The sequence below is a fragment of the Aquamicrobium sp. genome (assembly GCF_023954335.1).
Classification (GTDB): Bacteria; Pseudomonadota; Alphaproteobacteria; order Rhizobiales; family Rhizobiaceae; genus Aerobium.
The window spans coordinates 525222-546643 of sequence record NZ_JAMLIE010000002.1; the positions used below are offsets into that span (position 1 = coordinate 525222).

Sequence of the window (21422 nt, forward strand, 5' to 3'; positions counted from 1 at the left end):
AAAGGTTCAGCTACGTCATTTTTAAATGACAACACCTGGCGATCCGGCCTCTAAGTCGCAGCCGGGGCATGATCCTCATTTCAAGCAGGAGAGACGGTGCAGGACATTTCATTGAAGGGCTTGCGCGTCCTTATCCTCGAAGACGAAATCCTCATCGCGCTCGACCTGGAGCAGATCTTTCGCGACCTCGGCGTGGAGGACGTGATCGTCGCCCGCAACCTCGACGACGTCGATGCCGAGGCAGCGTTCGACGTTGCCGTGCTCGACCTTATGCTTGCCGGGCGCTCGACGGTCGAGTTCGCTTCGGTCCTGTTCGCCAAAGGTGTTCCGTTCGTCTTCGCCACCGGCCGCAGCGACGCCGCGCAGCTTCTCGCAAGCCTGCCGGACGTGCCGATCGTCGACAAGCCGTTCTCAAACGAGGCGCTGGTCAGGGCGATCGCCAAGGCGATGACGCGTGGACGGGAAGGCGCGTCCGATTCGGCCCCCGTGTCCTGATCGCCGGTGAACCATTCGCCGCCCCGTGCGTTTCCCAGACCCAACCCAGGACAACAAGACAGGAGACCGACATGGACTGGAATCGCGTCGAAGGAAACTGGAAGCAGATCAAGGGCAAGGTCAAGGAGCAGTGGGGCAAGCTGACCGATGACGATCTCGACGTCATCGCCGGCAAGCGCGACCAGCTCGAAGGCAAGATCCAGGAACGCTATGGCATCGAGAAGGATCGCGTGAGGCGCGACGTCGACGACTGGTACGGCCGCCAGGGCTGGTAAGCCCCGGCGCATCGCTGCCCATCCTCAGGCCCCGTCGCCATCGCGCGGCGGGGCTTTTCCTTGTTTTCCGGCTCGGGTGTACGGGCAGGGCGGGCCGATCCTAACGCTTCATTAAGCTTAACGCAGGATAAATGCGGCTTGGCTGCCGCATTGCCCCCGTGCCGCCTCCACGGGGTGGTCAGTGCGGGTTGTTCCCGTTGACGCCCATATTGCCCCATGATATCCCTTCTTCATCATCGCAACCTCGTTCCAGTTCAGGGTGAAGCGTCAACGAAACCGGCGGCCGCGCATGCGCGCCGGAACGGCGCTCTCTTGACCTGGAAAAGCATTGCGCAGCGTGCGGAAAAGGCGGCTCAGGGCATGTTGAACGACATGCAGGCGGGCGCGACGGCAAGGACGGCAGCATCGGGTCATGGACCGTTTTCTTTCCAGCGCCGTGAACAGGATCGACGCCAAGGGGCGGGTGTCGGTGCCTGCGCATTTCCGGGCAGTGGTGGCGAAGCGGGGCTATCAGGAACTCTACGCGCTGAAGGCGATCGACCGGCCGGCACTGGATGTCGGCGGGCTCGACCTTCTCGACCGCTACGAGGCGCGGATCGCGATGGAGGACCCGTTCCTCCAGACGGCGGACGACATGTCCTATTTCGTCCATGGCGACAGCGATTTCCTGAAGCTCGACCAGGACGGGCGGATCACGGTGACGGATTTCATCCGCGACCATACGGGGATCACGACGGAGGTCGCCTTCGTGGGGCGGGGCACCTTCTTCCAGATGTGGGAGCCGTCGCGGCTTGCCGCCTATGGCGCGCAGGTGCGCGAGCGGCTGCTGGCGCTGCGCCGGGCCGGGCCGGCGGCAAGTTCACGGGGTGCAACGGACGGGGGCGCGGAATGATGGCGGGCCACGGCGCGGATGACGCCGTTGGCGGACCGGCCCGCCACATTCCGGTCATGCTGGACGAGGTGCTGGTCGCGCTTTCACCGAGCGCGGGCGAGACCATTGTCGACGGCACCTTCGGGGCCGGCGGCTACACGCGGGCTATCCTCGCGACCGGGGCGAGCGTCGTCGCCATCGACCGCGACCCCGACGCGATCGCCGCGGGCCGGGCGCTGGAAACCGAGGCGAGCGGGCGGCTGAGGCTCGTCCATGGCCGGTTCTCGGCCCTCGACGCGGCGGCCGGCACGCCGGCGGACGGCGTCGTCCTCGACATCGGCGTTTCCTCGATGCAGCTCGACGAGGCCGAGCGCGGCTTCTCCTTCCGGCATGACGGGCCGCTCGACATGCGCATGGAGCGCAGGGGGCCGAGCGCCGCCGACGTGGTCAACCGCTTCAAGGTGGGTGACCTCGCCCGCATCTTCGGCTTCTACGGCGAGGAGCGCCATGCCGGCCGCGTCGCCCGCATGATCGAGAAGCGCCGCGCCATCAGGCCGTTCGAGCGCACGCGCGACCTCGCCGAGGCCATCGAGGGCGTGCTCGGGCGCAAGCCCGGCGACAGGATCCATCCCGCGACCCGCGCCTTCCAGGGCCTGCGCATCTTCGTCAACGACGAGCTCGGCGAGCTCGCCCGGGCGCTGTTCGCGGCCGAGCGCGCCCTGAAGCCCGGCGGGCGGCTGGTCGTCGTCACCTTCCATTCGCTCGAGGACAGGATGGTCAAGCAGTTCCTCGCCGACCGCTCCGGCCGCGCCTCCGGCTCGCGCCATTTGCCGGCGGCGCAGGAAAAGCAGGCCACCTTCGACAAGGCGGGCAAGGCGCTGGCGGCGAGCGAGCGGGAAGCCGCGGAGAACCCGCGCGCCCGCTCGGCCAAGTTGCGCGCGGCGACGCGCACCGCCGCGCCCGCGCGGCCGGGCGATGCGTCCATCTTCAAGCTGCCGGCGCTGCCCGACATTTCAGGAGAAAGGTGAGGCCATGTTCAGGACGAGCGACATGGTGCTGATTGCCGTCATGGTCTGCGCGGCGGGCTTCACCTACATCACCAAGCACGACGCCGAGGCCGAGCTTTCCAAGGTGCGCAAGCTCGAGGCCACAATCCGCTTCGAGGAAGAGACCATCGACGTGCTGAAGGCCGACTGGAGCCTGCTGACCCAGCCCTCGCGCCTGCAGAAGCTCGCCGAGGCCTATCGCGACGAGCTGCATCTCGTGCCGGTCGAGGCGCACCAGATCGCCAGGATCGAGGAGCTGCCGGCGCGGCCGCTGCGCATCGAGGACATCGTCGGCGAGGACGCGATGGCCGGCGAGCCGATCGACGGCGTCACCACCGGAGGCATCGGGCAATGATCGGCCGCTGGCGCAAGGGCAAGCAGGGGGACGGCGGCGAGGCGGCCGGCCGCATCGTCATCGAGGGCCAGGCCAAGGCGTCGGGCGGGCGCGGCCGCAGCCGCATCGTCATGACCATGGCGGTCTTCTTCTGCCTCTACGGCGCGATCGCCGGGCGGCTCGCCTTTCTCGGCATGCAGGAGCTGGAAGAGGGTGGCCCCGGCCCGTCGCGCGTCACCGCCTCGCGGCCCGACATCGTCGACCGCAACGGCGAGGTGCTGGCGACCGACATCAACACCGCCTCGCTCTATGCCGAGCCGCGCCGCATCGTCGACGCCGACGAGGCGCTGGAGAAGCTGCTCACGGTCCTGCCGGACCTCAATGTCGAGCAGACCTACAACCGGCTGAAGAGCGATGCCGGCTTCATCTGGCTGCGCCGCCAGCTTTCGCCGCGCCAGCAGCAGTCGATCATGCAGCTCGGCATTCCCGGCGTCGGCTTCCGCACCGAGAAGCGCCGCTTCTATCCCGGCGGGCCGACGGCGGCTCACATCGTCGGCCTCGTCAACGTCGACAACAAGGGCATCGCCGGCATGGAGAAATATGTCGACGACCAGGGCCTCGCCGACCTGCAGGCCACGGGGCTCGCCATTTCGAAGGACCTCGAGCCGGTCCGCCTCTCCATCGACCTGCGCGTCCAGCACATCGTGCGCGACGAGCTGGAGCGGGCGATGGAGCGCTACCGGGCCATCGGCGGCGGCGCGGTGGTGCTCAGCGCCCGCACCGGCGAGGTGCTGGCCATGGCCTCGCTGCCGGACTACGACCCCAACCACCCGTTCAACGCCCATGAGAAGGACCGGCTGAACCGCATGTCGGCCGGCGTCTACGAGATGGGCTCGACTTTCAAGGGCTTCACCCTCGCCATGGCGCTCGACGCCGGCACGGCGAACCTGAACAGCCGCTTCGACGCGACGCGGCCGATCCAGATCGCGCGCCACACCATCCGCGACTTCCACGGCAAGGGCCGGGTGCTGACCGTGCCGGAGGTGTTCATCTACTCCTCGAACATCGGCACCGCGCGCATGGCCGAGACGGTCAGCGTCGAGCACCACCGCGCCTTCTTCCGCAAGATCGGCCTGCTCGACCGGATGGTGACGGAACTGCCCGAGGTGGCGCGCCCGACCGAGCCGTCCGAGTGGAAGCGCATCCACCAGATCACCATCTCCTTCGGCCACGGCGTCGCCACCACGCCGCTGCAGACGGCGATGTCGGCGGCGGCGATGCTGAACGGCGGCTTCCTGATCCAGCCGACCTTCCTGCCGCGCGGCGTCGAGCAGGCGATGGCGTCGGCGACGCCGGTGATCCGGGAAAAGACCAGCGACATGATGCGCTATCTCTTCCGGCTGAACGTCGAGAAGGGCTCGGGCCGCCGCGCCGAGGTGCCGGGCTATTTCGTCGGCGGCAAGACCGGGACGGCCGAGAAGGTCGTCAACGGCCGCTACTCCAACGACAAGCGCTTCAACGCCTTCCTCGCCGGATTCCCGGTGAACGACCCCGAATACATCGTTCTCGTCGTGCTCGACGAGCCGAAGCCGGAAAAGCCGGGCATGAGCGCGACGTCGGGCCTCAACACCGCGCCCGTGGTCGGCAACATCATCCGCCGTTCCGCGGCTCTTCTTGGCGTCAAGCCCGATTTCGGCCATGAAAGTGACGCCCTTCTGGTCTCGTCGCAGTGATTCCCGGCCGGAGGGGGACATCTTGACCGCACATGCAGACGGGCAGTCGAACACGATGAAGCTCAGCCGCCTTTCCGGCATCCTGCCGGTTTCCGACAGCCTCTCCGGCATCGACGTGGCTGGGTTGACCTCGGACTCGCGCAAGGCGGGGAAGGGCTTCCTGTTCGCCGCCCTTCAGGGCACCAGGACAGACGGGGCGAGCTTCGCCACCGACGCGGTCGGGCGCGGCGCGGTCGCGGTGATCGCCGCGCGCGGCGCGCTGCGTCAGGAGATCGGCGCGCCGGTGATCGAGGTCGAGGACCCGCGCCGGGCGCTGGCGCTCGCCGCCGCCGCCTTCTACGGCGCGCAGCCGGCGACCATGGTGGCCGTCACCGGCACCAGCGGCAAGACCTCCGTCGCCTCCTTCGTCCGCCAGATATGGGCCCATGCCGGGCTCGCCGCCGCCTCGATCGGCACCACCGGCGTCACCGCGCCGGGACGCGAGGAGCACGGCTCGCTGACCACGCCCGACCCGGTGGAGCTGCACCGGCTTCTCGCCGAGCTGGCCGGGGCCGGCGTCACCCACGCGGCGATGGAGGCGTCGAGCCACGGCCTCGACCAGCGCCGCCTCGACGGCGTCAGGCTCGCCGCCGGCGGCTTCACCAATCTCGGCCGCGACCACATGGATTACCATCCGACGGTCGAGGACTATCACGTCGCCAAGATGCGGCTGTTCACCGCGCTGCTGCCGAAGGGCGCGCCGGCCGTGATCTTCGCCGACGATCCTTGGTCGGAGGCGACCATTGCCGCCGTGCGCGGCGCGGGGCTTAACGTGCTGACCGTCGGCCGCAAGGGCTCCTTCCTCCAGCTCAAGCGCGTCGAGCACGAGCGCCACCGCCAGCGCGCCGAGGTCGAGGCGAACGGGACGATCCATGAGATCGACCTGCCTCTCGCTGGCGACTTTCAGGTCGCCAACGCGCTCGTCGCCGCCGGGCTTGCCATCGCGACCGGGCTTACCGCCGACAAGGCGTGTGCTGCGCTCGAAAAGCTCAAGGGCGCGTCCGGCCGGCTGGAACTCGTCGGCGCGACGCGGGAGGGCGCGCCGGTCTATGTCGACTACGCCCACAAGCCCGACGCGCTGGAGAACGTCCTGAAGGCGGTGCGCCCGTTCACCACCGGCCGCGTCGTCGTCGTTTTCGGCTGCGGCGGCGACCGCGACCGCGGCAAGCGCCCGATCATGGGCGAGATCGCGACGCGGCTGGCCGACGAGGTCATCGTCACCGACGACAACCCGCGCTCCGAGGAACCCGCCTCGATCCGCGCTGCCATTCTCGCCGCCGCGCCCGGCGCGGCCGAGATCGGCGACCGCCGGCAGGCGATCCGCGCCGCCGTTTCGCGGCTCCATGCCGGCGACACGCTGATCGTCGCCGGCAAGGGGCACGAGGAAGGCCAGACGACCGGCGAGACGACGCTGCCCTTCTCCGACCATGAAGAGGTGCGCGCCGCGCTCAGGGAGCTGGCGTCATGAGCATGCTCTGGCGCACCGAGGTGCTGGTCGCGGCGATGCAGGGCCGCCCGGTCGGCGCGATGCCCGAGGGCATCGCCGGCATTTCCATCGACAGCCGCTCCCTGCAGCCGGGCGACGCCTTCTTCGCCATCAAGGGCGACAGGTTCGACGGCCACGACTTCGCCACCGCCGCCGTCAAGGCCGGGGCGGGGCTGCTCGTCGTCGCCGAGGGCAAGCTGCCGGCGCTCGGACGCATCACCGCGCCGCTGATCGTCGTTCCCGACGTCCTCGCCGCGCTGGAGGCGGTGGCCGTCGCCGCGCGGGCGCGCGCCAGGGCGCGGATCGTCGCCGTCACCGGCTCGGTCGGCAAGACCACGACCAAGGAGGCGCTGCGCGTCGCGCTCGGCGCCTGCGGCTCGGTCCACGCCTCGGACAAGTCGTTCAACAACCACTGGGGCGTGCCGCTGACGCTGGCGCGTCTGCCGGAGGATTGCGACTACGCGGTCTTCGAGATCGGCATGAACCATCCGGGCGAGATCCGGCATCTGGCGCGCTTCGTGCGGCCGCATGTCGCCGTCATCACGCTGATCGCGCCGGCGCATCTCGGCCATTTCAGCAGCCTCGGCGAGATCGCCCGCGCCAAGGCCGAGATCTTCGAGAGCGTCGAGCCGGGCGGCCACGCGCTGCTCAACCACGACGATCCGCAATGGAAGTTCCTCGAGCAGGCGGCGCACGACGCCGGCGTCGAGCATGTCTGGAGCTTCGGCGAGCATCCGCGGGCGACGTTCCGGCTGGCGTCTTGGGAGCAGACCGGCGAGGGCTCTCGCATCCGCGTCGCCATGGCCGGGCGCGAGATCGCCGCCAGCCTCGGCGCGCCGGGCCGCCATATCGTGCAGAACGCGCTCGCCGTGCTGGGCGCGGCCTATCTGACGGGCGCCGACGTCGAGAAGGCGGCGGCCGCGCTTCCGGGCTTCTCGGCCGAGAAGGGGCGGGGCCGGCAGCATCGCCTCGTCCACCCCTCCGGCGGCACCTTCCTGCTGATCGACGAGAGCTACAACGCCAACCCGGCGTCGATGAAGGCGGCGCTCGCCGTCCTCGGCGCGATGCCGGTGGCGGAGAACGGCCGGCGCATCGCCGTGCTCGGCGACATGCTGGAGCTGGGCGAGCAGTCGCCGGCGCTCCACGCCGGGCTCGCCGCGCCGCTCGCCGAGGCCGGGGCCGACAGGGTGCTGCTCGCCGGGCCGGAGATGGCGGCGCTGGCCGAGGCGCTGCCCGCCGACATGCCGTGCAAGCACCGCGACAGCGCCGAGGCGCTGAAGCCGCTGCTTCTCGAGGCCGTGCAGCCCGGCGACGTCGTCATGATCAAATCGTCGAACGGCGCCGGCTTCACGAAGCTGACGGAGGCGCTCTTGACTGCTTTTCCGGCGGCGGCGCCGGCGCAACAGGACTGAAAGAAGGGTTCGGGGACACCTTAAATGCTGCTTCTGCTCGCTGGACTCGCCGATCAGGTCTCGGCCCTCAACGTCTTTCGCTACATCACCTTCCGCACCGGCGGGGCGCTGATCACCTCGGCGCTGATCGTCTTCCTGTTCGGCCCGGCGATCATCGACGCGCTGCGCATCCGGCAGGGCCGCGGCCAGCCGATCCGCGCCGACGGGCCGCAGACCCACTTCAAGAAGGCCGGCACCCCGACCATGGGCGGGCTGATGATGCTGTGCGGCATCCTCGGCTCGGTCCTCCTGTGGGGCAACTTCTCCTCCACCTATGTCTGGGTGGTGATGCTGGTGATGCTCGGCTTCGGCCTGATCGGCTTCTATGACGACTACCTCAAGGTGACGAAGCAGTCGCATCGCGGCTTTTCCGGCAAGCTCCGGCTGGTGATCGAATTCCTGATCGCCGGCATCGCCGCCTACACCATCATGCGCGCCGGCACCGAGCCGTTCTCGTCCTCGCTCGCCTTTCCCTTCGTCAAGGACTTCGTCCTCAATCTCGGCATCTTCTTCATCCCCTTCGCCGCCTTCGTCATCGTCGGCGCGGGCAACGCGGTCAACATGACCGACGGGCTCGACGGGCTCGCCATCGTGCCGGTGATGGTGGCCGCCGCCGCCTTCGGCATCATCGCCTATCTCGCCGGCAACGCGGTCTTCGCGGACTATCTCCAGATCCATTTCACCCCCGGCACGGGTGAGCTTTCCGTCGTGCTCGGCGCGGTGATCGGCGCGGGGCTCGGCTTCCTGTGGTTCAACGCGCCGCCGGCCGCCATCTTCATGGGCGACACCGGGTCGCTGGCGCTGGGCGGGCTGATCGGCTCCATTGCGGTGGCCACCAAGCACGAGATCGTGCTCGCCATCATCGGCGGCCTGTTCGTGGTCGAGATCATGTCGGTCATCATCCAGGTCGCGTGGTTCAAGCTCACCGGCAAGCGCGTCTTCCTGATGGCGCCCATCCACCACCATTTCGAAAAGCTCGGCTGGACCGAAAGCCAGGTCGTGATCCGCTTCTGGATCATCGCCGTGGTGCTGGCGCTGATCGGCCTTTCGACGCTGAAGCTGAGATAAGGGATGATCCCGGTCTCCACCCTTTCCGGCCGCAAGGTCGCTCTGTTCGGGCTCGGCGGCTCCGGGCTGGCGACCGCTGAGGCGCTTGCCGCCGGCGGCGCGGAGGTCGTGGCGTGGGACGACAATGCGGCCAGCGTCGACAAGGCGCGCGCGGCGGGCATCGCGGTCGCCGACCTGCGTGAAGCCGACTGGTCCGCCTTCGCGTCCTTCGTCCTGTCGCCCGGCGTGCCGCTGACCCATCCCGAGCCGCACTGGAGCGCGAAGCTGGCGAAGGAAGCGGGCGCCGAGATCATCGGCGACATCGAGCTGTTCTGCCGCGAGCGCGCCGCGCTTGCGCCGGCCGCGCCGCTGATCGCCATCACCGGCACCAACGGCAAGTCGACGACGACGGCGCTGATCGCCCATATCATCGCCCATGCCGGGCGCGACGTGCAGATGGGCGGCAATATCGGCCGCGCCGCGCTCACGCTCGACCCACCCGGGCCGGGGCGGATCTACGTGCTCGAATGCTCGTCCTACCAGATCGAGCTCGCGCCATCGCTGAACCCCACCGCCGGCATCCTGCTCAACCTCACCCCCGACCATCTCGACCGCCACGGCACCATGGCGCGCTACGCCGCGATCAAGGAACGGCTGGTGGCGGCGAGCGATACGGCCATCGTCGGCGTCGACGACGCGCTGTGCGCCGCGATCGCCGACCGCTTGGCCAAGGCGGGACGCCCTGTCGTGCGCATCTCGACCGGCATGGCGCCGGACGACGGCCTCTACACCGCGGGCGCCGACCTGATGCGCGCGACGGGCGGCAAGGCGAAGCGCGTCGCGTCGCTCGACGGCATCGGTTCGCTGCGTGGCCGCCACAACGCGCAGAACGCGCTGGCCGCCGCCGCCGCCTGCCTCGCGGTCGGCCTGACGGAAGCCGAGATACAGGCGGGCCTCGCCACCTTCCCCGGCCTCGCCCACCGCATGGAGCAGGTCGGCCGGCGCGGCCATGTCCTCTTCGTCAACGATTCCAAGGCGACCAACGCCGAGGCGGCCGCGCCCGCGCTGTCGAGCTTCCCGCGCATCTACTGGATCGCCGGCGGCCTGCCCAAGGAGGGCGGCATCGAGGCGCTGCGGCCGCTGTTTTCCCACGTCGCGCGCGCCTATCTGATCGGCGAGGCCGCGTCCGCCTTCAGCGCGACGCTCGGCGAGGCGGTGCCGCACGAGGATGCCGGCACGCTTCATGCGGCGCTTTCGCGCGCCGCCGAGGACGCCGCGCGCGACGACGCAGGCGAGGCCGTGGTGCTGTTGTCGCCAGCCTGCGCCAGCTTCGACCAGTTCAGGAATTTCGAGGTCCGGGGCGACGCCTTCCGCACGGCGGCGCTCGCGCTCGCCGGCGTCGAGCCGGTTTCGGCACGCACAGGAGGGATTGACTGATGGTCAGCCGCATCGACCGAGGCCCGGTCGCCAACTGGTGGTGGACGATAGACCGCTGGTTCCTCGCCGCCTTCCTGTCGCTGATGGGGCTGGGGATCGTCCTCTCCTTCGCCGCCTCGCCGGCGGTGGCCGAGCGCATCGGCCTCGACAGCTATCACTTCGTCACGCGGCAGATGATGTTCATGCTGCCGGCGCTGGTCGTCATGATCGGCGTCTCGTTCCTCGAGGCGCGGCAGGTGCGGCGCCTCGCGCTGGTCATGCTCGCCGGCTCGCTGGTGCTGATGGTGGCGGCGCTCTGGTTCGGCGTCGAGATCAAGGGCTCGCGGCGCTGGATCCACATCGCCGGCGTCTCGATCCAGCCGTCGGAATATCTCAAGCCCGCCTTCGTCATCATCTGCGCCTGGCTGTTCGCGGAGAATGCGCGCCGGCCCGACATCCCCGGCAACCTCTTCGCCATGATCCTGCTCGTCGCCGTGCTGGCGCTGCTGGTCGCCCAGCCCGATCTCGGGCAGACGCTGCTGGTGCTCGCCACATGGGGGGCGATGTTCTTCATGGCCGGCATGCCGTGGTTCTGGATCACCGTGCTCGGCGGCGCGGCGGCGACGGTCGGCGTCACCGCCTATACGGTGTTTCCGCACGTCGCCGGCCGCATCGACCGCTTCCTGACTGGCGAGGGCGACACCTTCCAGGTCGACATGGGCCGCGAGGCGCTGGTGCGCGGCGGCTGGCTCGGGCAGGGGCCGGGCGAGGGCACGGTCAAGCGCATCCTGCCCGACAGCCACACCGATTTCGTCTTCGCCGTCGCCGGCGAGGAGTTCGGCCTGCTCGCCTGCCTGCTCATCGCCGGCATCTTCGCCTTCGTCGTCCTGCGCGGCCTCGGCAAGTCAATGTCGGAGAAGGACGATTTCTCGCGCTACGCGGTCGGCGGGCTCGTCGTGCTGTTCGGGCTGCAATCGATCATCAACATGGGCGTCAACCTCCAGCTCCTGCCGGCCAAGGGCATGACGCTGCCCTTCATCTCCTATGGCGGCTCCTCGCTCGTCGCCATGGCGATCTCGATGGGCATGGTGCTGGCGCTGACGCGGCGCGACCCCTTGAAACGCATGACCATCGGCCGCACGCCGCTCGGCCGGCCGATCGAGGCCGGCTAGCATGGCGAAGGGCGCGATCCTGCTCGCCGCCGGCGGCACGGGCGGGCACCTGTTCCCGGCCGAGGCGCTGGCGCACGAGCTCATCGCCCGCGGCTGGGACGTGCATCTGGCCACCGACACGCGCGCCGGGCGCTATGCCGGCTCGTTCCCGGCGGCGGCCATCCATGAAATCCCCTCGGCGACCATCGGCTCGAAGAACCCGCTGGCGCTGGCCCGCGCCTTCTGGACCATCTGGCGCGGCGCGCGCGAGGCCGGGCGGGTGATCGGCGAGATCGGGCCGAAGGCCGTGATCGGCTTCGGCGGCTATCCGACCCTGCCTCCGGTCTGGGCGGCGACGAGGCGCGGCGTGCCGACGATCATCCACGAGCAGAACGCGGTGATGGGCCGCGCCAACAAGGCGCTTGCCCCGCGTGTCACCGCGATCGCCGGCGGGTTCCTGCCCGAGGGCGAGGGCGCTCATGCCGGCAAGACGGTGGCCACCGGCAACCCGGTGCGCCCCGCCGTGATCGAGGCGGCGGGGATCGCCTACGAGCAATCCGGCGACGGCGAGCCGTTCCGGCTTCTCGTCTTCGGCGGCAGCCAGGGCGCGCAGTTCTTCTCGCAGGCCGTGCCCGCCGCCGTCGCGCTGCTGCCGGCGGACATGCGCGCGCGCCTCGTCGTCACCCAGCAGGCGCGCGCCGAGGACGAGGCGGCGGTGAAGGCCGCCTATGCCGGGCTCGGCATCGCGGCCGAGGTCTCGCCCTTCTTCACCGACATGGCGCGGCGCATCGCGGGCGCCCATCTCGTCATCTCGCGCTCGGGCGCGTCGACCGTCTCGGAGATCGCCGCGATCGGCCGGCCGGCGATCCTCGTGCCCTATCCGCACGCGCTCGACCACGACCAGGCGGCCAACGCGGCGGCGCTGGCGCGGGCCGGCGGGGCCGAGGTCTGTGTCCAGTCCTCGCTTTCTCCCGAGGTTCTCGCCTCGAAGCTCACCGACTATATGCGCGAGACGCAGCTTTGCACCGACATGGCCGAGGCGGCGAAATCCGTGGGCAAGCCCGAGGCGACGCGGTTGCTTGGCGATCTGGCAGAGGCTATTGCATCGGGCCAGTCCGTCGCGCAATTCAAGGAAAGGATGCAGGCATGAAGATGCCGCAGACAATCGGCGTCGTGCATTTCATCGGCATCGGCGGCATCGGCATGAGCGGCATCGCCGAGGTGCTGCACAATCTCGGCTATCGGGTGCAGGGCTCCGACCAGGCCGACGGTGCCAACGTCCAGCGCCTGCGCGACAAGGGCATTTCCTGCTTCGTCGGCCACGCGGCGGAAAACCTCGGGCAAGCCGAGGTCGTGGTCGTCTCCACCGCGGTGAAGAAGACCAACCCCGAGCTTGTCGCCGCGCGTGAAAAGCTGCTGCCGATCGTGCGCCGGGCCGAGATGCTGGCCGAGCTGATGCGCTTCCGCAACGCCATCGCCATCGGCGGCACCCACGGCAAGACGACGACGACCTCGATGGTGGCGACGCTGCTCGATGCAGGCGGGCTCGATCCCACCGTCGTCAATGGCGGCATCATCAACGCCTACGGCACCAACGCCCGCATGGGCGATGGCGAGTGGATGGTGGTCGAGGCCGACGAGAGCGACGGCACCTTCCTCAAGCTGCCGGCCGACATCGCCGTCGTCACCAACATCGATCCCGAGCATCTCGACCACTACGGCTCGTTCGACAAGGTGCGCGAGGCCTTCCGCCAGTTCGTCGAGAACGTGCCGTTCTACGGTTTCGGCGTGATGTGCATCGACCATCCGGAAGTGCAGGCGCTGGTTTCCCGCATCGAGGACCGGCGCGTCGTCACCTATGGCGAGAACAAGCAGGCCGACGTGCGTTTTTCCAACGTGCGGATGGACGGAGCGGTGTCGGTGTTCGACGTCTCGATCCGCGACCGCAAGACCGGCGCGGTCGAGGAGATCGCGGGCTTGCGCCTGCCGATGCCAGGCCGCCACAACGTCTCCAACGCGACGGCGGCCATCGCCGTCGCCCACGAGCTCGGCCTCACGGGCGAGGCCATCCGGCGCGGGCTTTCCTCGTTCGGCGGCGTCAAGCGCCGCTTCACCCATACCGGCTCGTGGAACGGCGTCGAGGTGTTCGACGATTATGGCCATCACCCGGTCGAGATCAGGGCGGTGCTGAAGGCGGCGCGCGAGGCCTGCACCGGCCGCGTCATCGCCGTCGCCCAGCCGCATCGCTATACGCGGCTCAACGACCTGTTCGACGATTTCGCCGCCTGCTTCAACGATGCCGATACGGTCGCCATCGCGCCCGTCTACGCCGCCGGCGAGGAGCCGATGGAGGGCGTCAGCGCCGAGGCGCTGGTCGCGCGCATCCGCGCCGCCGGCCACCGCGACGCGCGCTTCGTCGAGGGCGCGCAAGCGGTCGCGCCGCTGGTGCGGTCCATGGCGAAGCCCGGCGATTTCGTCGTCCTGCTCGGGGCCGGCAACATCACCCAGTGGGCCTATGCCTTGCCGAAGGAGCTGGAGGCGGCCTCATGACCGCCCCCACGACGAACGGCGCGGCGCTGCTGGATCGGCTTTCCCCGCTGCTGACGGATATCCGCGGCCGGCTGATCCCCGATACGTCGATGGAGACCATCACCTGGTTCCGCGCCGGCGGGCCGGCCGAGCTGCTGTTCCAGCCGGCCGACGAGGACGACCTCGCCGCCTTCCTGAAAGCCCTGCCGGCGGACGTTCCCGTCACCATCGTCGGCATCGGCTCCAACCTTCTGGTGCGCGAGGCGGGCGTCAAGGGCGTCGTCATCCGTCTTTCGGCGAAAGGCTTCGGCTTCGTCGAGGCGGTGGACGAGAATCGCCTGCGGGTTGGCGCGGCCGCGCCCGACAAGCGCGTGGCCGCCGCCGCGCTCGAGGCCGGCATCGGCGGCTTCCATTTCTACCACGGCATTCCCGGCTCCATCGGCGGCGCGCTGCGGATGAATGCCGGCGCCAACGGCGTCGAGACGCGCGAGCGCGTCGTTTCGGTGCGCGCGCTCGACCGACAGGGCGACTTCCACACGCTGACGAACGCCGACATGGGCTATTCCTACCGCAAGTCGCGCGCGCCGAAGGAGCTGATCTTCGTCAGCGCCGAGATGGAAGGCTACCCGGCCGAGCGCGAGGAGATCCGCAAGGCGATGGACGAGGTCCAGACCCACCGCGAGACGGTGCAGCCGATCCGCGAGAAGACCGGCGGCTCGACCTTCAAGAACCCCGAGGGCTCGTCGGCCTGGAAGGAGATCGACAAGGCCGGCTGCCGCGGGCTGATGATCGGCGGGGCGCAGATGTCGCCGATGCATTGCAACTTCATGATCAACACCGGCTCGGCCACGGGCTACGACCTCGAACTGCTCGGCGAGACGGTGCGCGCGCGGGTGCTGGAGAATTCGGGCATCCGTCTCGAATGGGAAATCCGCCGCATCGGCGATTTCAGGCCCGGGCGCGAGGTGCAGGAGTTCCTCGGGCGGCTGCTCTGAGAGAGGCGAAACGCCGCCTGCCGGGCGGCTTTCGGCCGCGCCGGCCGGGCGCTTTCTGCCGTTTGAAGGCCGAATGTTTCAAAATGTGAATCATTCACGAATCCCAAGGGCTTGCCAGCGAATCGAACCTCTGATTCCTTGGGGCAGATTCGTTTTCTGATTTGAGTCGAGCGTGCGGACGCCGGCGTGCGAAGCGCCGGAAGACTCGGACTCAAACCCGGAAGACGCCGGATGCGGCCACTGGACGAGGGGATTGCGGCCCATGGCGAAAAGACACGTTGCCGTTCTCATGGGCGGCTTTTCCTCGGAGCGTCCGGTTTCGCTGTCGTCGGGAAAGGCGTGCGCCGATGCGCTGGAGGCGGAAGGCTACCGCGTCAGCCGCGTCGATGTCGGGCGCGACGTGTCGCAGGTGCTGGCGGACCTGAAGCCGGATGTCGCCTTCAACGCGCTTCACGGCCCGTTCGGCGAGGACGGCACCATCCAGGGCATCCTCGAATATCTCCAGATCCCCTACACCCATTCCGGCGTGCTGGCCTCGGCGCTGGCCATGAACAAGGGTCAGGCCAAGATCGTCGCCGAGGCGGCCGGCATTCCGGTCGCGCCGTCGCGGGTGATGAACCGGTTCGACATCGGCGCCGAGCACCCGATGGCGCCGCCCTACGTCGTCAAGCCGGTGTGCGAGGGGTCGAGCTTCGGCGTCGTCATCGTCGGCGAGGGACAGGCGCATCCGCCGCAGGTCATCGGCTCGTCCGAGTGGCGCTATGGCGATGCGGTGATGGTTGAGCGTTTCGTCCACGGGCGCGAGCTGACCTGCGCGGTGATGGGCGACAGGGCGCTCGGCGTCACCGAGATTGTTCCGCAGGGGCATTCCTTCTACGATTACGACTCGAAATATGCGCCGGGCGGCTCAAAACACGAATGCCCCGCGAAAGTTTCACCGATTATTTACCAAAAGATACTGACACTGGCGCTGAAGGCACATCAGGCGATCGGCTGCCGTGGCGTCTCCCGGTCGGACTTCCGTTACGACGACCGCCATTCCGAAGATGGCGAGCTGATCTGGCTGGAGGTGAACACGCAGCCGGGCATGACCCCGACGTCGCTGGTGCCGGAGTTGGCCGCTGCGGCGGGGTTGGGTTTTGGTGAGCTTCTGAGCTGGATGGTGGAGGACGCTTCTTGTTCTCGTTGACGGCAGGACGGAATGGCGGTGCCGGCGCGGCGTCGCGCGGCGGCCGGGCGCATGCGTCCGGCGGCTTTGTCTTGCCGCGCGCGCTGCGCAAGCCGGCGCGGTTCCTCGCCCGGCTCGTCTCGGGCGACGTCGAGCCGCCGCCCTTCGTCATGCTCGCTTTGTCGGCGGCGATGATCGGCTCGTTCTCGGCCTATGGCGTGGTGGCGGGTGGGCACATGCCGTCCGTGGTGCAGGCGGTCACGGCGCGCACGGGCTTCGCCATCGACGAGATTCGCGTCTCCGGCAATGTCGAGACTTCCGAGATCGACATCTTCGACAGGGTCGGTCTCGATGGCTGGACCTCGCTCGTCGGCTTCGACGCGCACGACGCGCGCGGGCGGATCGAAAGCTTGCCGTGGATCGAGAGCGTCACCGTGCGCAAGGTCTATCCCTCGACGCTGGAGGTGAAGGTGGTGGAGCGCACGCCGTTCGCCATCTGGCAGCAGGGCTCGCTCCTGTCGCTGATCGAGGCCGACGGCAGCGTCATCGCGCCGCTTTCCGGCTCGCGCCACGCGTCGCTGCCGCTGGTTGTCGGCCGTGGCGCGGACAAGGCGGCTGCCGGCTTCATCGCGCGGGTCGCGGGCTATCCCGATCTGGCGGCGCGGGTGAAGGGCTACGTGCGCGTCTCCGACCGGCGCTGGGACCTGCGCCTCGACAACGGCGTGACGATCAGGCTGCCCGAGCAGAACGAGACCGCGGCGCTCGACGAGCTCGTCGCGCTGGAAGCGCGTCACGGGCTTTTCGCCCGCGATATCGAGACGGTCGACATGCGCCTTGCCGACCGGCTGGTCGTCAAGCTCGCGCCCGATGCGGCCATGGCGCGCGAGGCGGCGATGAAGGAACGACTCGGCAAGAACTACCGTCCGGCGGGGCAGGCGATATGAACTGGCTCGGCGGACAGAAGGAAGCATCGGCTGGTCGCTCGGGCATCGTCACGGTCCTCGATATCGGCTCGTCCAAGATTTGCTGCATCATCGGCCGGCTGAAGCCCTGCGCCGAAAGCGAGCGCCTGCCGGGCCGGACCCATCAGGTCCGCGTCATCGGCATCGGCCACCAGAAGTCGCTGGGCGTGAAGTCCGGCGCCATCGTCGATCTCGATGCCGCCGAGCAGGCGGTGCGCCTCGCCGTCGACGCCGCCGAGCGCATGGCGGGGCTGACGGTCGAATCGCTGATCGTCAACGTCTCGGCCGGGCGGCTGAAGAGCCAGGTGTTCTCCTCGACCGTCAATCTCGGCGGGCACGAGGCCGGCGAGGGCGATATCCGCCGCGTGCTGGCGGCCGGAGCCAGGCAGGCCCAGCGCGCCGAGCGCGAGGTGGTGCATTCGCTTCCCGTCGGCTTCTCGCTCGATGCCGAGCGCGGCGTGCGCGATCCCTCCGGCATGATTGGCGACGTGCTCGGCGTCGACATGCACGTGCTGACCGCCGACGCCGCGCCGCTGCGCAATCTCGAGCTGTGCGTCAACCGCGCCCACCTTTCGGTCGAGCGTATGGTGGCGACGCCCTATGCCAGCGGCCTGTCGGCGCTGGTCGACGACGAGGCGGAAATGGGCGCGGCCTGCGTCGACATGGGCGGCGGCACGACGACGATCTCGATCTTCGCCGAGGGGCGGTTCGTCCATGCCGAGGTGCTGCCGATCGGCGGCGGCCACGTGACGATGGACCTAGCGCGCGGGCTGTCGACGCGGCGCGAGCATGCCGAGCGCCTGAAGGTCATGCATGGCTCGGCGCTGCCGATGGCCGACGACGACCGCGACACGGTGACGATCCAGCCAATGGGGCAGGACGACGGCGACGTGATGCAGCACGTGCCGCGCGCGGTGATGAACCGGATCGTGCGCGCCCGCGTCGAGGAGACGCTGGAGCTGGTGCGCGACCGGCTGGCGCGGTCCGGCTTCGGAAACGTGGTCGGCAAGCGCGTGGTGCTGACCGGCGGGGCGAGCCAGCTCGGCGGCCTGCCGGAAGCGGCGCGGCGGATTCTGGCGCGCAACGTGCGGCTCGGGCGGCCGCTCGGCGTCGCCGGCCTGCCGGAGGCGGCCAAGGGGCCGGCGTTCTCCACGGCGGTCGGCCTTCTGATCTATCCGCAGGTGGCGGCGATGGAAAGTCGCCAGCCGCAGGGCGGATTCATGCGGTTTCGCGCAACGGGTACTGGTGGTCCTTTCGGCCGTGTCGGCCGGTGGATCAGAGAGAGTTTCTGAGTAGCAACGGGGACAGCCCCAAGGCGGCCGCAGCGGCGAAGCGGCGGGAAAGGCGAGAAGGACAAACACCGATGACCATCAATCTCAAGAAGCCGGACATCACCGAGCTGAAGCCGCGGATCACCGTGTTCGGTGTCGGCGGTGGCGGCGGCAATGCCGTCAACAACATGATCACCGCCGGCCTCAAGGGGGTCGAGTTCGTCGTCGCCAACACCGACGCGCAGGCGCTGACCACATCGAAGTCCGAGCGCCTCATCCAGCTCGGCGCGCACGTCACCGAAGGGCTCGGCGCCGGCGCGCTGCCCGAGGTCGGCCGTGCCGCCGCCGAGGAGTGCATCGACGAGATCATGGACCATCTGTCCAACACGCATATGTGCTTCGTCACCGCCGGCATGGGCGGCGGCACGGGCACGGGCGCGGCGCCCGTCGTGGCGCGCGCGGCGCGCGAAAAGGGCATCCTCACCGTCGGCGTCGTCACCAAGCCGTTCCACTTCGAGGGCCAGCGCCGTATGAAGACGGCGGATCAGGGCATCGAGGAACTGCAGAAGTGCGTCGATACCCTCATCGTCATCCCGAACCAGAACCTCTTCCGCATCGCCAACGACAAGACCACCTTCGCCGACGCCTTCGCCATGGCCGACCAGGTGCTCTATTCGGGCGTCGCCTGCATCACCGACCTGATGGTCAAGGAAGGCCTGATCAACCTCGACTTCGCCGACGTGCGCTCGGTCATGCGCGAGATGGGCAAGGCGATGATGGGCACGGGTGAAGCCTCGGGCGAGGGCCGTGCCATGGCCGCCGCCGAGGCCGCCATCGCCAACCCGCTGCTCGACGAGACCTCGATGAAGGGCGCCAAGGGTCTCCTGATCTCGATCACCGGCGGTCGCGACCTCACCCTGTTCGAGGTCGACGAGGCCGCCACCCGCATCCGCGAGGAGGTCGACCAGGACGCCAACATCATCCTCGGCGCGACCTTCGACGAGGAGCTGGAAGGCGTGATCCGCGTGTCGGTCGTCGCCACCGGCATCGACAAGCCGGCGGCCGAGATCAACACGCCGCCGATCACCATCCGCCAGCCGCAGAAGCCGGTGCAGCAGCAGGCCCGTCCGGCCGAGCCGGCGCGCCCCGCCGCGCCGCAGCCGCAGATCCACGCGGAAGCGCCGCGCCAGGCCGATCCGATCGCCGAGGCGATCCGCGCCGCCGAGACCGCGCCCGCCGCTATCCAGCCGGCGCAGGACGAGGCCGAGTTCCGCCCGGCCAGCCGCCTGTTCGCGCAGGCGCCCGCCCAGCCTGCCGCCGCCATCCAGCCGGCGCCGCAGATGGCGGAGCCCGTCGTCCAGCCGCAGCCGGTCCAGATGGCGCCGCGCGTCGAGATGGCCGCCCCGGCCCAGCCGCGCATGCCGCGCGTCGAGGACTTCCCGCCGGTGGTGCGCGCCGAGATGGAGCAGGGCCACGCCCATGACCACGAGGAGCGCGGCCCGATGGGGCTCCTGAAGCGCCTGACGCAGGGCCTCTCGCGTCGCGAGGAGGACCAGACCCGGCTGCAGCCGGCGCTGCCGCGCGAGCCGCGGCTGCTCCAGCCTTCGGCCGAGCCGCGCCGCGCGCCGTCGTCCGACGGGCAGCAGCTCTATGCGCCGCGCCGCGGCCAGCTCGACGATCAGGGCCGTCTTTCCGTTCAGCCGCGCATGAGCCAGGAAGACGACCAGCTCGAGATTCCCGCATTCCTGCGCCGGCAAGCGAACTAGGCGCGGATGCGTCCGAAGACTGTAACGGACGGACATTGCGGTGTCCGTCCGCCTTTTGGAAATAGAAATGAATTCAGCGGGTTATGGGTGGGTTCCTGCTCTTCAACGGCGTAACAGTGAGTAAAAAAGCGTGATTTGGCGTATTCGACCCGTACCACTATCTTCGCCCGCAATTAATCGCCGGGCAGGGATTCTTGGGGATGCGTCCCTGCTGCCGGTCAGAAACGTGAGCGCTAGCCGGGCGGCCGATCCGGCAGACGTAATCGGGACGGGCTGATGGGGTTCGACTTGCACGACTATCAAACGACGCTCAAGTCGCGCGTATCCTTGTCCGGTACCGGCGTTCACAGCGGTAAGCCCGTTTCCCTGCATTTTTCCCCTGCGGATCCCGATACCGGCGTCGTCTTCCTGTGCGCCGATGCCTCCGGCGACGTCACCGAGGTGCGCGCGCTCGCGGCCGAGATCGGCGCGACCGACCTTTGCACGGTGCTGGGCAATCCTTCCGGCGTCCATGTCGCCACGGTCGAGCATCTGCTTGCGGCGCTGTCGGCGCTCGGCGTCGACAATGTCTATATCGAGATCGACGGCGGCGAGGTGCCGATCCTCGACGGCAGCGCGGCCATGTTCGTCGACGCGTTCGACCAGGCTGGCATCGCGCAGCAGGCGGTGAAGCGGCGCTATATCCGCATCGTCAAGCCCGTGCGCATCGACAGCGGCGCGTCCTGGGCCGAGTTCCACCCTTATGACGGCACGCGCTTCGAGGTCGAGATCGACTTCGAGAACCCGGCCATCGGCCGCCAGTTCTACGCCGCCGACATCACCCCCGACCTTTTCCGCCGCGAGATCGCCCGCGCCCGCACCTTCGGCTTCATGAAGGACGTCGAGCGGCTGTGGGCCGCCGGCTACGCGCTCGGCTCGTCGCTGGAGAACACGGTGGTGATCGGCGACGACGGCCGCGTGGTCAACATGGAAGGCCTGCGCTGCCCCAACGAGTTCGTCCGGCACAAGATGCTCGACGCCATGGGCGATCTGGCCCTTGCCGGCGCCCGCTTCATCGGCCGCTTCCGCTCCTATCGCGGCGGGCACAAGCTCAACGCCGCAGCGCTGCGCCGCCTGCTCTCCGACCGCTCGTCCTTCGAGATCGTCGAGACCGGCCGCCGCGAGCGCGGGCGCATGGCCGAGATGGTCGCGGTCAGCGCGCCGGTCTACGCGCCCTGGATGCTTTGAGGCTTCCCGACCTTTTTCGCAGGTGACGGCCGGGAAGGACCAGCTTCCGTTTCGCCGGCTCGGCCCGGTTCTTGCGGTGTGGATAGCGCCGGACAGACGGGTTGCTGCCACAAAAAAGCGCCATTGCGCGGTGATGACGTTGCCGAGGGGCGGCAGTTGG

Annotated in this window: 19 protein-coding genes; all 19 read left to right on the forward strand. The window is 69.1% G+C overall.

Annotation, left to right across the window (positions count from 1 at the left end; translation table 11 throughout):
* Positions 1-96 precede the first annotated feature (96 nt).
* The 19 genes from M9945_RS15195 to lpxC all read left to right on the forward strand — a co-directional run bounded on the left by M9945_RS15195 (position 97) and on the right by lpxC (position 21262).
* Positions 97-495: a response regulator gene (locus M9945_RS15195; protein ID WP_367929451.1), complete on the forward strand. Its 399-nt coding sequence runs from the start codon at positions 97-99 to the stop codon at positions 493-495.
* Between the two features lie 71 nt (positions 496-566).
* The gene (locus M9945_RS15200) at positions 567-770 is read left to right on the forward strand and encodes a CsbD family protein (RefSeq protein WP_367929452.1); all 204 of its coding nucleotides are present in this window, start codon (positions 567-569) and stop codon (positions 768-770) included.
* A 412-nt stretch (positions 771-1182) separates the two neighbouring features.
* Positions 1183-1662, forward strand: coding sequence for a division/cell wall cluster transcriptional repressor MraZ (gene mraZ / locus M9945_RS15205; RefSeq protein ID WP_367945283.1), 480 nt, complete (start codon positions 1183-1185; stop codon positions 1660-1662).
* Positions 1659-2669, forward strand: a complete 1011-nt coding sequence (rsmH, locus tag M9945_RS15210; RefSeq protein ID WP_367929454.1) for a 16S rRNA (cytosine(1402)-N(4))-methyltransferase RsmH — start codon at positions 1659-1661, stop codon at positions 2667-2669. Before mraZ ends, rsmH begins: the two co-directional genes overlap by 4 nt.
* A gap of 4 nt (positions 2670-2673) precedes the next feature.
* Positions 2674-3042 (forward strand): hypothetical protein, encoded by a 369-nt coding sequence (locus M9945_RS15215; protein ID WP_367929455.1) that lies wholly within the window; start codon positions 2674-2676, stop codon positions 3040-3042.
* Complete coding sequence (locus tag M9945_RS15220) at positions 3039-4754, forward strand: peptidoglycan D,D-transpeptidase FtsI family protein (RefSeq protein ID WP_367945284.1); 1716 nt, start codon at positions 3039-3041, stop codon at positions 4752-4754. Before M9945_RS15215 ends, M9945_RS15220 begins: the two co-directional genes overlap by 4 nt.
* Positions 4755-4809: 55 nt before the next feature.
* Complete coding sequence (locus M9945_RS15225) at positions 4810-6261, forward strand: UDP-N-acetylmuramoyl-L-alanyl-D-glutamate--2,6-diaminopimelate ligase (protein WP_367945594.1); 1452 nt, start codon at positions 4810-4812, stop codon at positions 6259-6261.
* A complete protein-coding gene (locus M9945_RS15230) occupies positions 6258-7691 on the forward strand; it encodes a UDP-N-acetylmuramoylalanyl-D-glutamyl-2,6-diaminopimelate--D-alanyl-D-alanine ligase (protein ID WP_367945285.1) in 1434 nt (477 codons plus the stop codon). The genes M9945_RS15225 and M9945_RS15230 overlap by 4 nt, the downstream gene beginning before the upstream one ends.
* 24 nt (positions 7692-7715) lie before the next feature.
* Entirely contained in the window at positions 7716-8798 is a 1083-nt protein-coding gene (mraY, locus tag M9945_RS15235) for a phospho-N-acetylmuramoyl-pentapeptide-transferase (protein ID WP_367929458.1), read from the forward strand.
* Between the two features lie 3 nt (positions 8799-8801).
* Complete coding sequence (gene murD, locus M9945_RS15240; RefSeq protein WP_367945286.1) at positions 8802-10214, forward strand: UDP-N-acetylmuramoyl-L-alanine--D-glutamate ligase; 1413 nt, start codon at positions 8802-8804, stop codon at positions 10212-10214.
* On the forward strand, positions 10214-11365 hold the full coding sequence (gene ftsW, locus M9945_RS15245; RefSeq protein WP_367945287.1) for a putative lipid II flippase FtsW: 1152 nt from the start codon (positions 10214-10216) through the stop codon (positions 11363-11365). The genes murD and ftsW overlap by 1 nt, the downstream gene beginning before the upstream one ends.
* Before the next feature lies 1 nt (position 11366).
* Positions 11367-12494, forward strand: a complete 1128-nt coding sequence (gene murG / locus M9945_RS15250) for an undecaprenyldiphospho-muramoylpentapeptide beta-N-acetylglucosaminyltransferase (protein WP_367945288.1) — start codon at positions 11367-11369, stop codon at positions 12492-12494.
* Positions 12491-13894, forward strand: coding sequence for a UDP-N-acetylmuramate--L-alanine ligase (gene murC / locus M9945_RS15255; protein WP_367945289.1), 1404 nt, complete (start codon positions 12491-12493; stop codon positions 13892-13894). The genes murG and murC overlap by 4 nt, the downstream gene beginning before the upstream one ends.
* Positions 13891-14868, forward strand: coding sequence for a UDP-N-acetylmuramate dehydrogenase (murB, locus tag M9945_RS15260; RefSeq protein ID WP_367945290.1), 978 nt, complete (start codon positions 13891-13893; stop codon positions 14866-14868). The genes murC and murB overlap by 4 nt, the downstream gene beginning before the upstream one ends.
* 262 nt (positions 14869-15130) lie before the next feature.
* Positions 15131-16057, forward strand: coding sequence for a D-alanine--D-alanine ligase (locus M9945_RS15265; protein ID WP_367945291.1), 927 nt, complete (start codon positions 15131-15133; stop codon positions 16055-16057).
* A gap of 71 nt (positions 16058-16128) precedes the next feature.
* A complete protein-coding gene (locus M9945_RS15270) occupies positions 16129-16980 on the forward strand; it encodes a cell division protein FtsQ/DivIB (protein ID WP_367945292.1) in 852 nt (283 codons plus the stop codon).
* Complete coding sequence (gene ftsA, locus M9945_RS15275; RefSeq protein ID WP_367929466.1) at positions 16977-18290, forward strand: cell division protein FtsA; 1314 nt, start codon at positions 16977-16979, stop codon at positions 18288-18290. Before M9945_RS15270 ends, ftsA begins: the two co-directional genes overlap by 4 nt.
* Positions 18291-18361: 71 nt before the next feature.
* Positions 18362-20035, forward strand: a complete 1674-nt coding sequence (ftsZ, locus tag M9945_RS15280) for a cell division protein FtsZ (protein ID WP_367945293.1) — start codon at positions 18362-18364, stop codon at positions 20033-20035.
* 276 nt (positions 20036-20311) lie between these two features.
* A complete protein-coding gene (gene lpxC / locus M9945_RS15285; protein WP_367929468.1) occupies positions 20312-21262 on the forward strand; it encodes a UDP-3-O-acyl-N-acetylglucosamine deacetylase in 951 nt (316 codons plus the stop codon).
* The last annotated feature ends 160 nt before the right edge of the window (positions 21263-21422 follow it).

Bases quoted from the DNA above. Each gene is read 5' to 3' on its own strand.
- M9945_RS15200 (WP_367929452.1), top strand. From the start codon at position 567: ATGGACTGGAATCGCGTCGAAGGAAACTGGAAGCAGATCAAGGGCAAG.
- mraZ (WP_367945283.1), top strand. From the start codon at position 1,183: ATGGACCGTTTTCTTTCCAGCGCCGTGAACAGGATCGACGCCAAGGGG.
- rsmH (WP_367929454.1), top strand. From the start codon at position 1,659: ATGATGGCGGGCCACGGCGCGGATGACGCCGTTGGCGGACCGGCCCGC.
- M9945_RS15215 (WP_367929455.1), top strand. From the start codon at position 2,674: ATGTTCAGGACGAGCGACATGGTGCTGATTGCCGTCATGGTCTGCGCG.
- M9945_RS15220 (WP_367945284.1), top strand. From the start codon at position 3,039: ATGATCGGCCGCTGGCGCAAGGGCAAGCAGGGGGACGGCGGCGAGGCG.
- M9945_RS15225 (WP_367945594.1), top strand. From the start codon at position 4,810: ATGAAGCTCAGCCGCCTTTCCGGCATCCTGCCGGTTTCCGACAGCCTC.
- M9945_RS15230 (WP_367945285.1), top strand. From the start codon at position 6,258: ATGAGCATGCTCTGGCGCACCGAGGTGCTGGTCGCGGCGATGCAGGGC.
- mraY (WP_367929458.1), top strand. From the start codon at position 7,716: ATGCTGCTTCTGCTCGCTGGACTCGCCGATCAGGTCTCGGCCCTCAAC.
- murD (WP_367945286.1), top strand. From the start codon at position 8,802: ATGATCCCGGTCTCCACCCTTTCCGGCCGCAAGGTCGCTCTGTTCGGG.
- ftsW (WP_367945287.1), top strand. From the start codon at position 10,214: ATGGTCAGCCGCATCGACCGAGGCCCGGTCGCCAACTGGTGGTGGACG.
- murG (WP_367945288.1), top strand. From the start codon at position 11,367: ATGGCGAAGGGCGCGATCCTGCTCGCCGCCGGCGGCACGGGCGGGCAC.
- murC (WP_367945289.1), top strand. From the start codon at position 12,491: ATGAAGATGCCGCAGACAATCGGCGTCGTGCATTTCATCGGCATCGGC.
- murB (WP_367945290.1), top strand. From the start codon at position 13,891: ATGACCGCCCCCACGACGAACGGCGCGGCGCTGCTGGATCGGCTTTCC.
- M9945_RS15265 (WP_367945291.1), top strand. From the start codon at position 15,131: ATGGCGAAAAGACACGTTGCCGTTCTCATGGGCGGCTTTTCCTCGGAG.
- ftsA (WP_367929466.1), top strand. From the start codon at position 16,977: ATGAACTGGCTCGGCGGACAGAAGGAAGCATCGGCTGGTCGCTCGGGC.
- ftsZ (WP_367945293.1), top strand. From the start codon at position 18,362: ATGACCATCAATCTCAAGAAGCCGGACATCACCGAGCTGAAGCCGCGG.
- lpxC (WP_367929468.1), top strand. From the start codon at position 20,312: ATGGGGTTCGACTTGCACGACTATCAAACGACGCTCAAGTCGCGCGTA.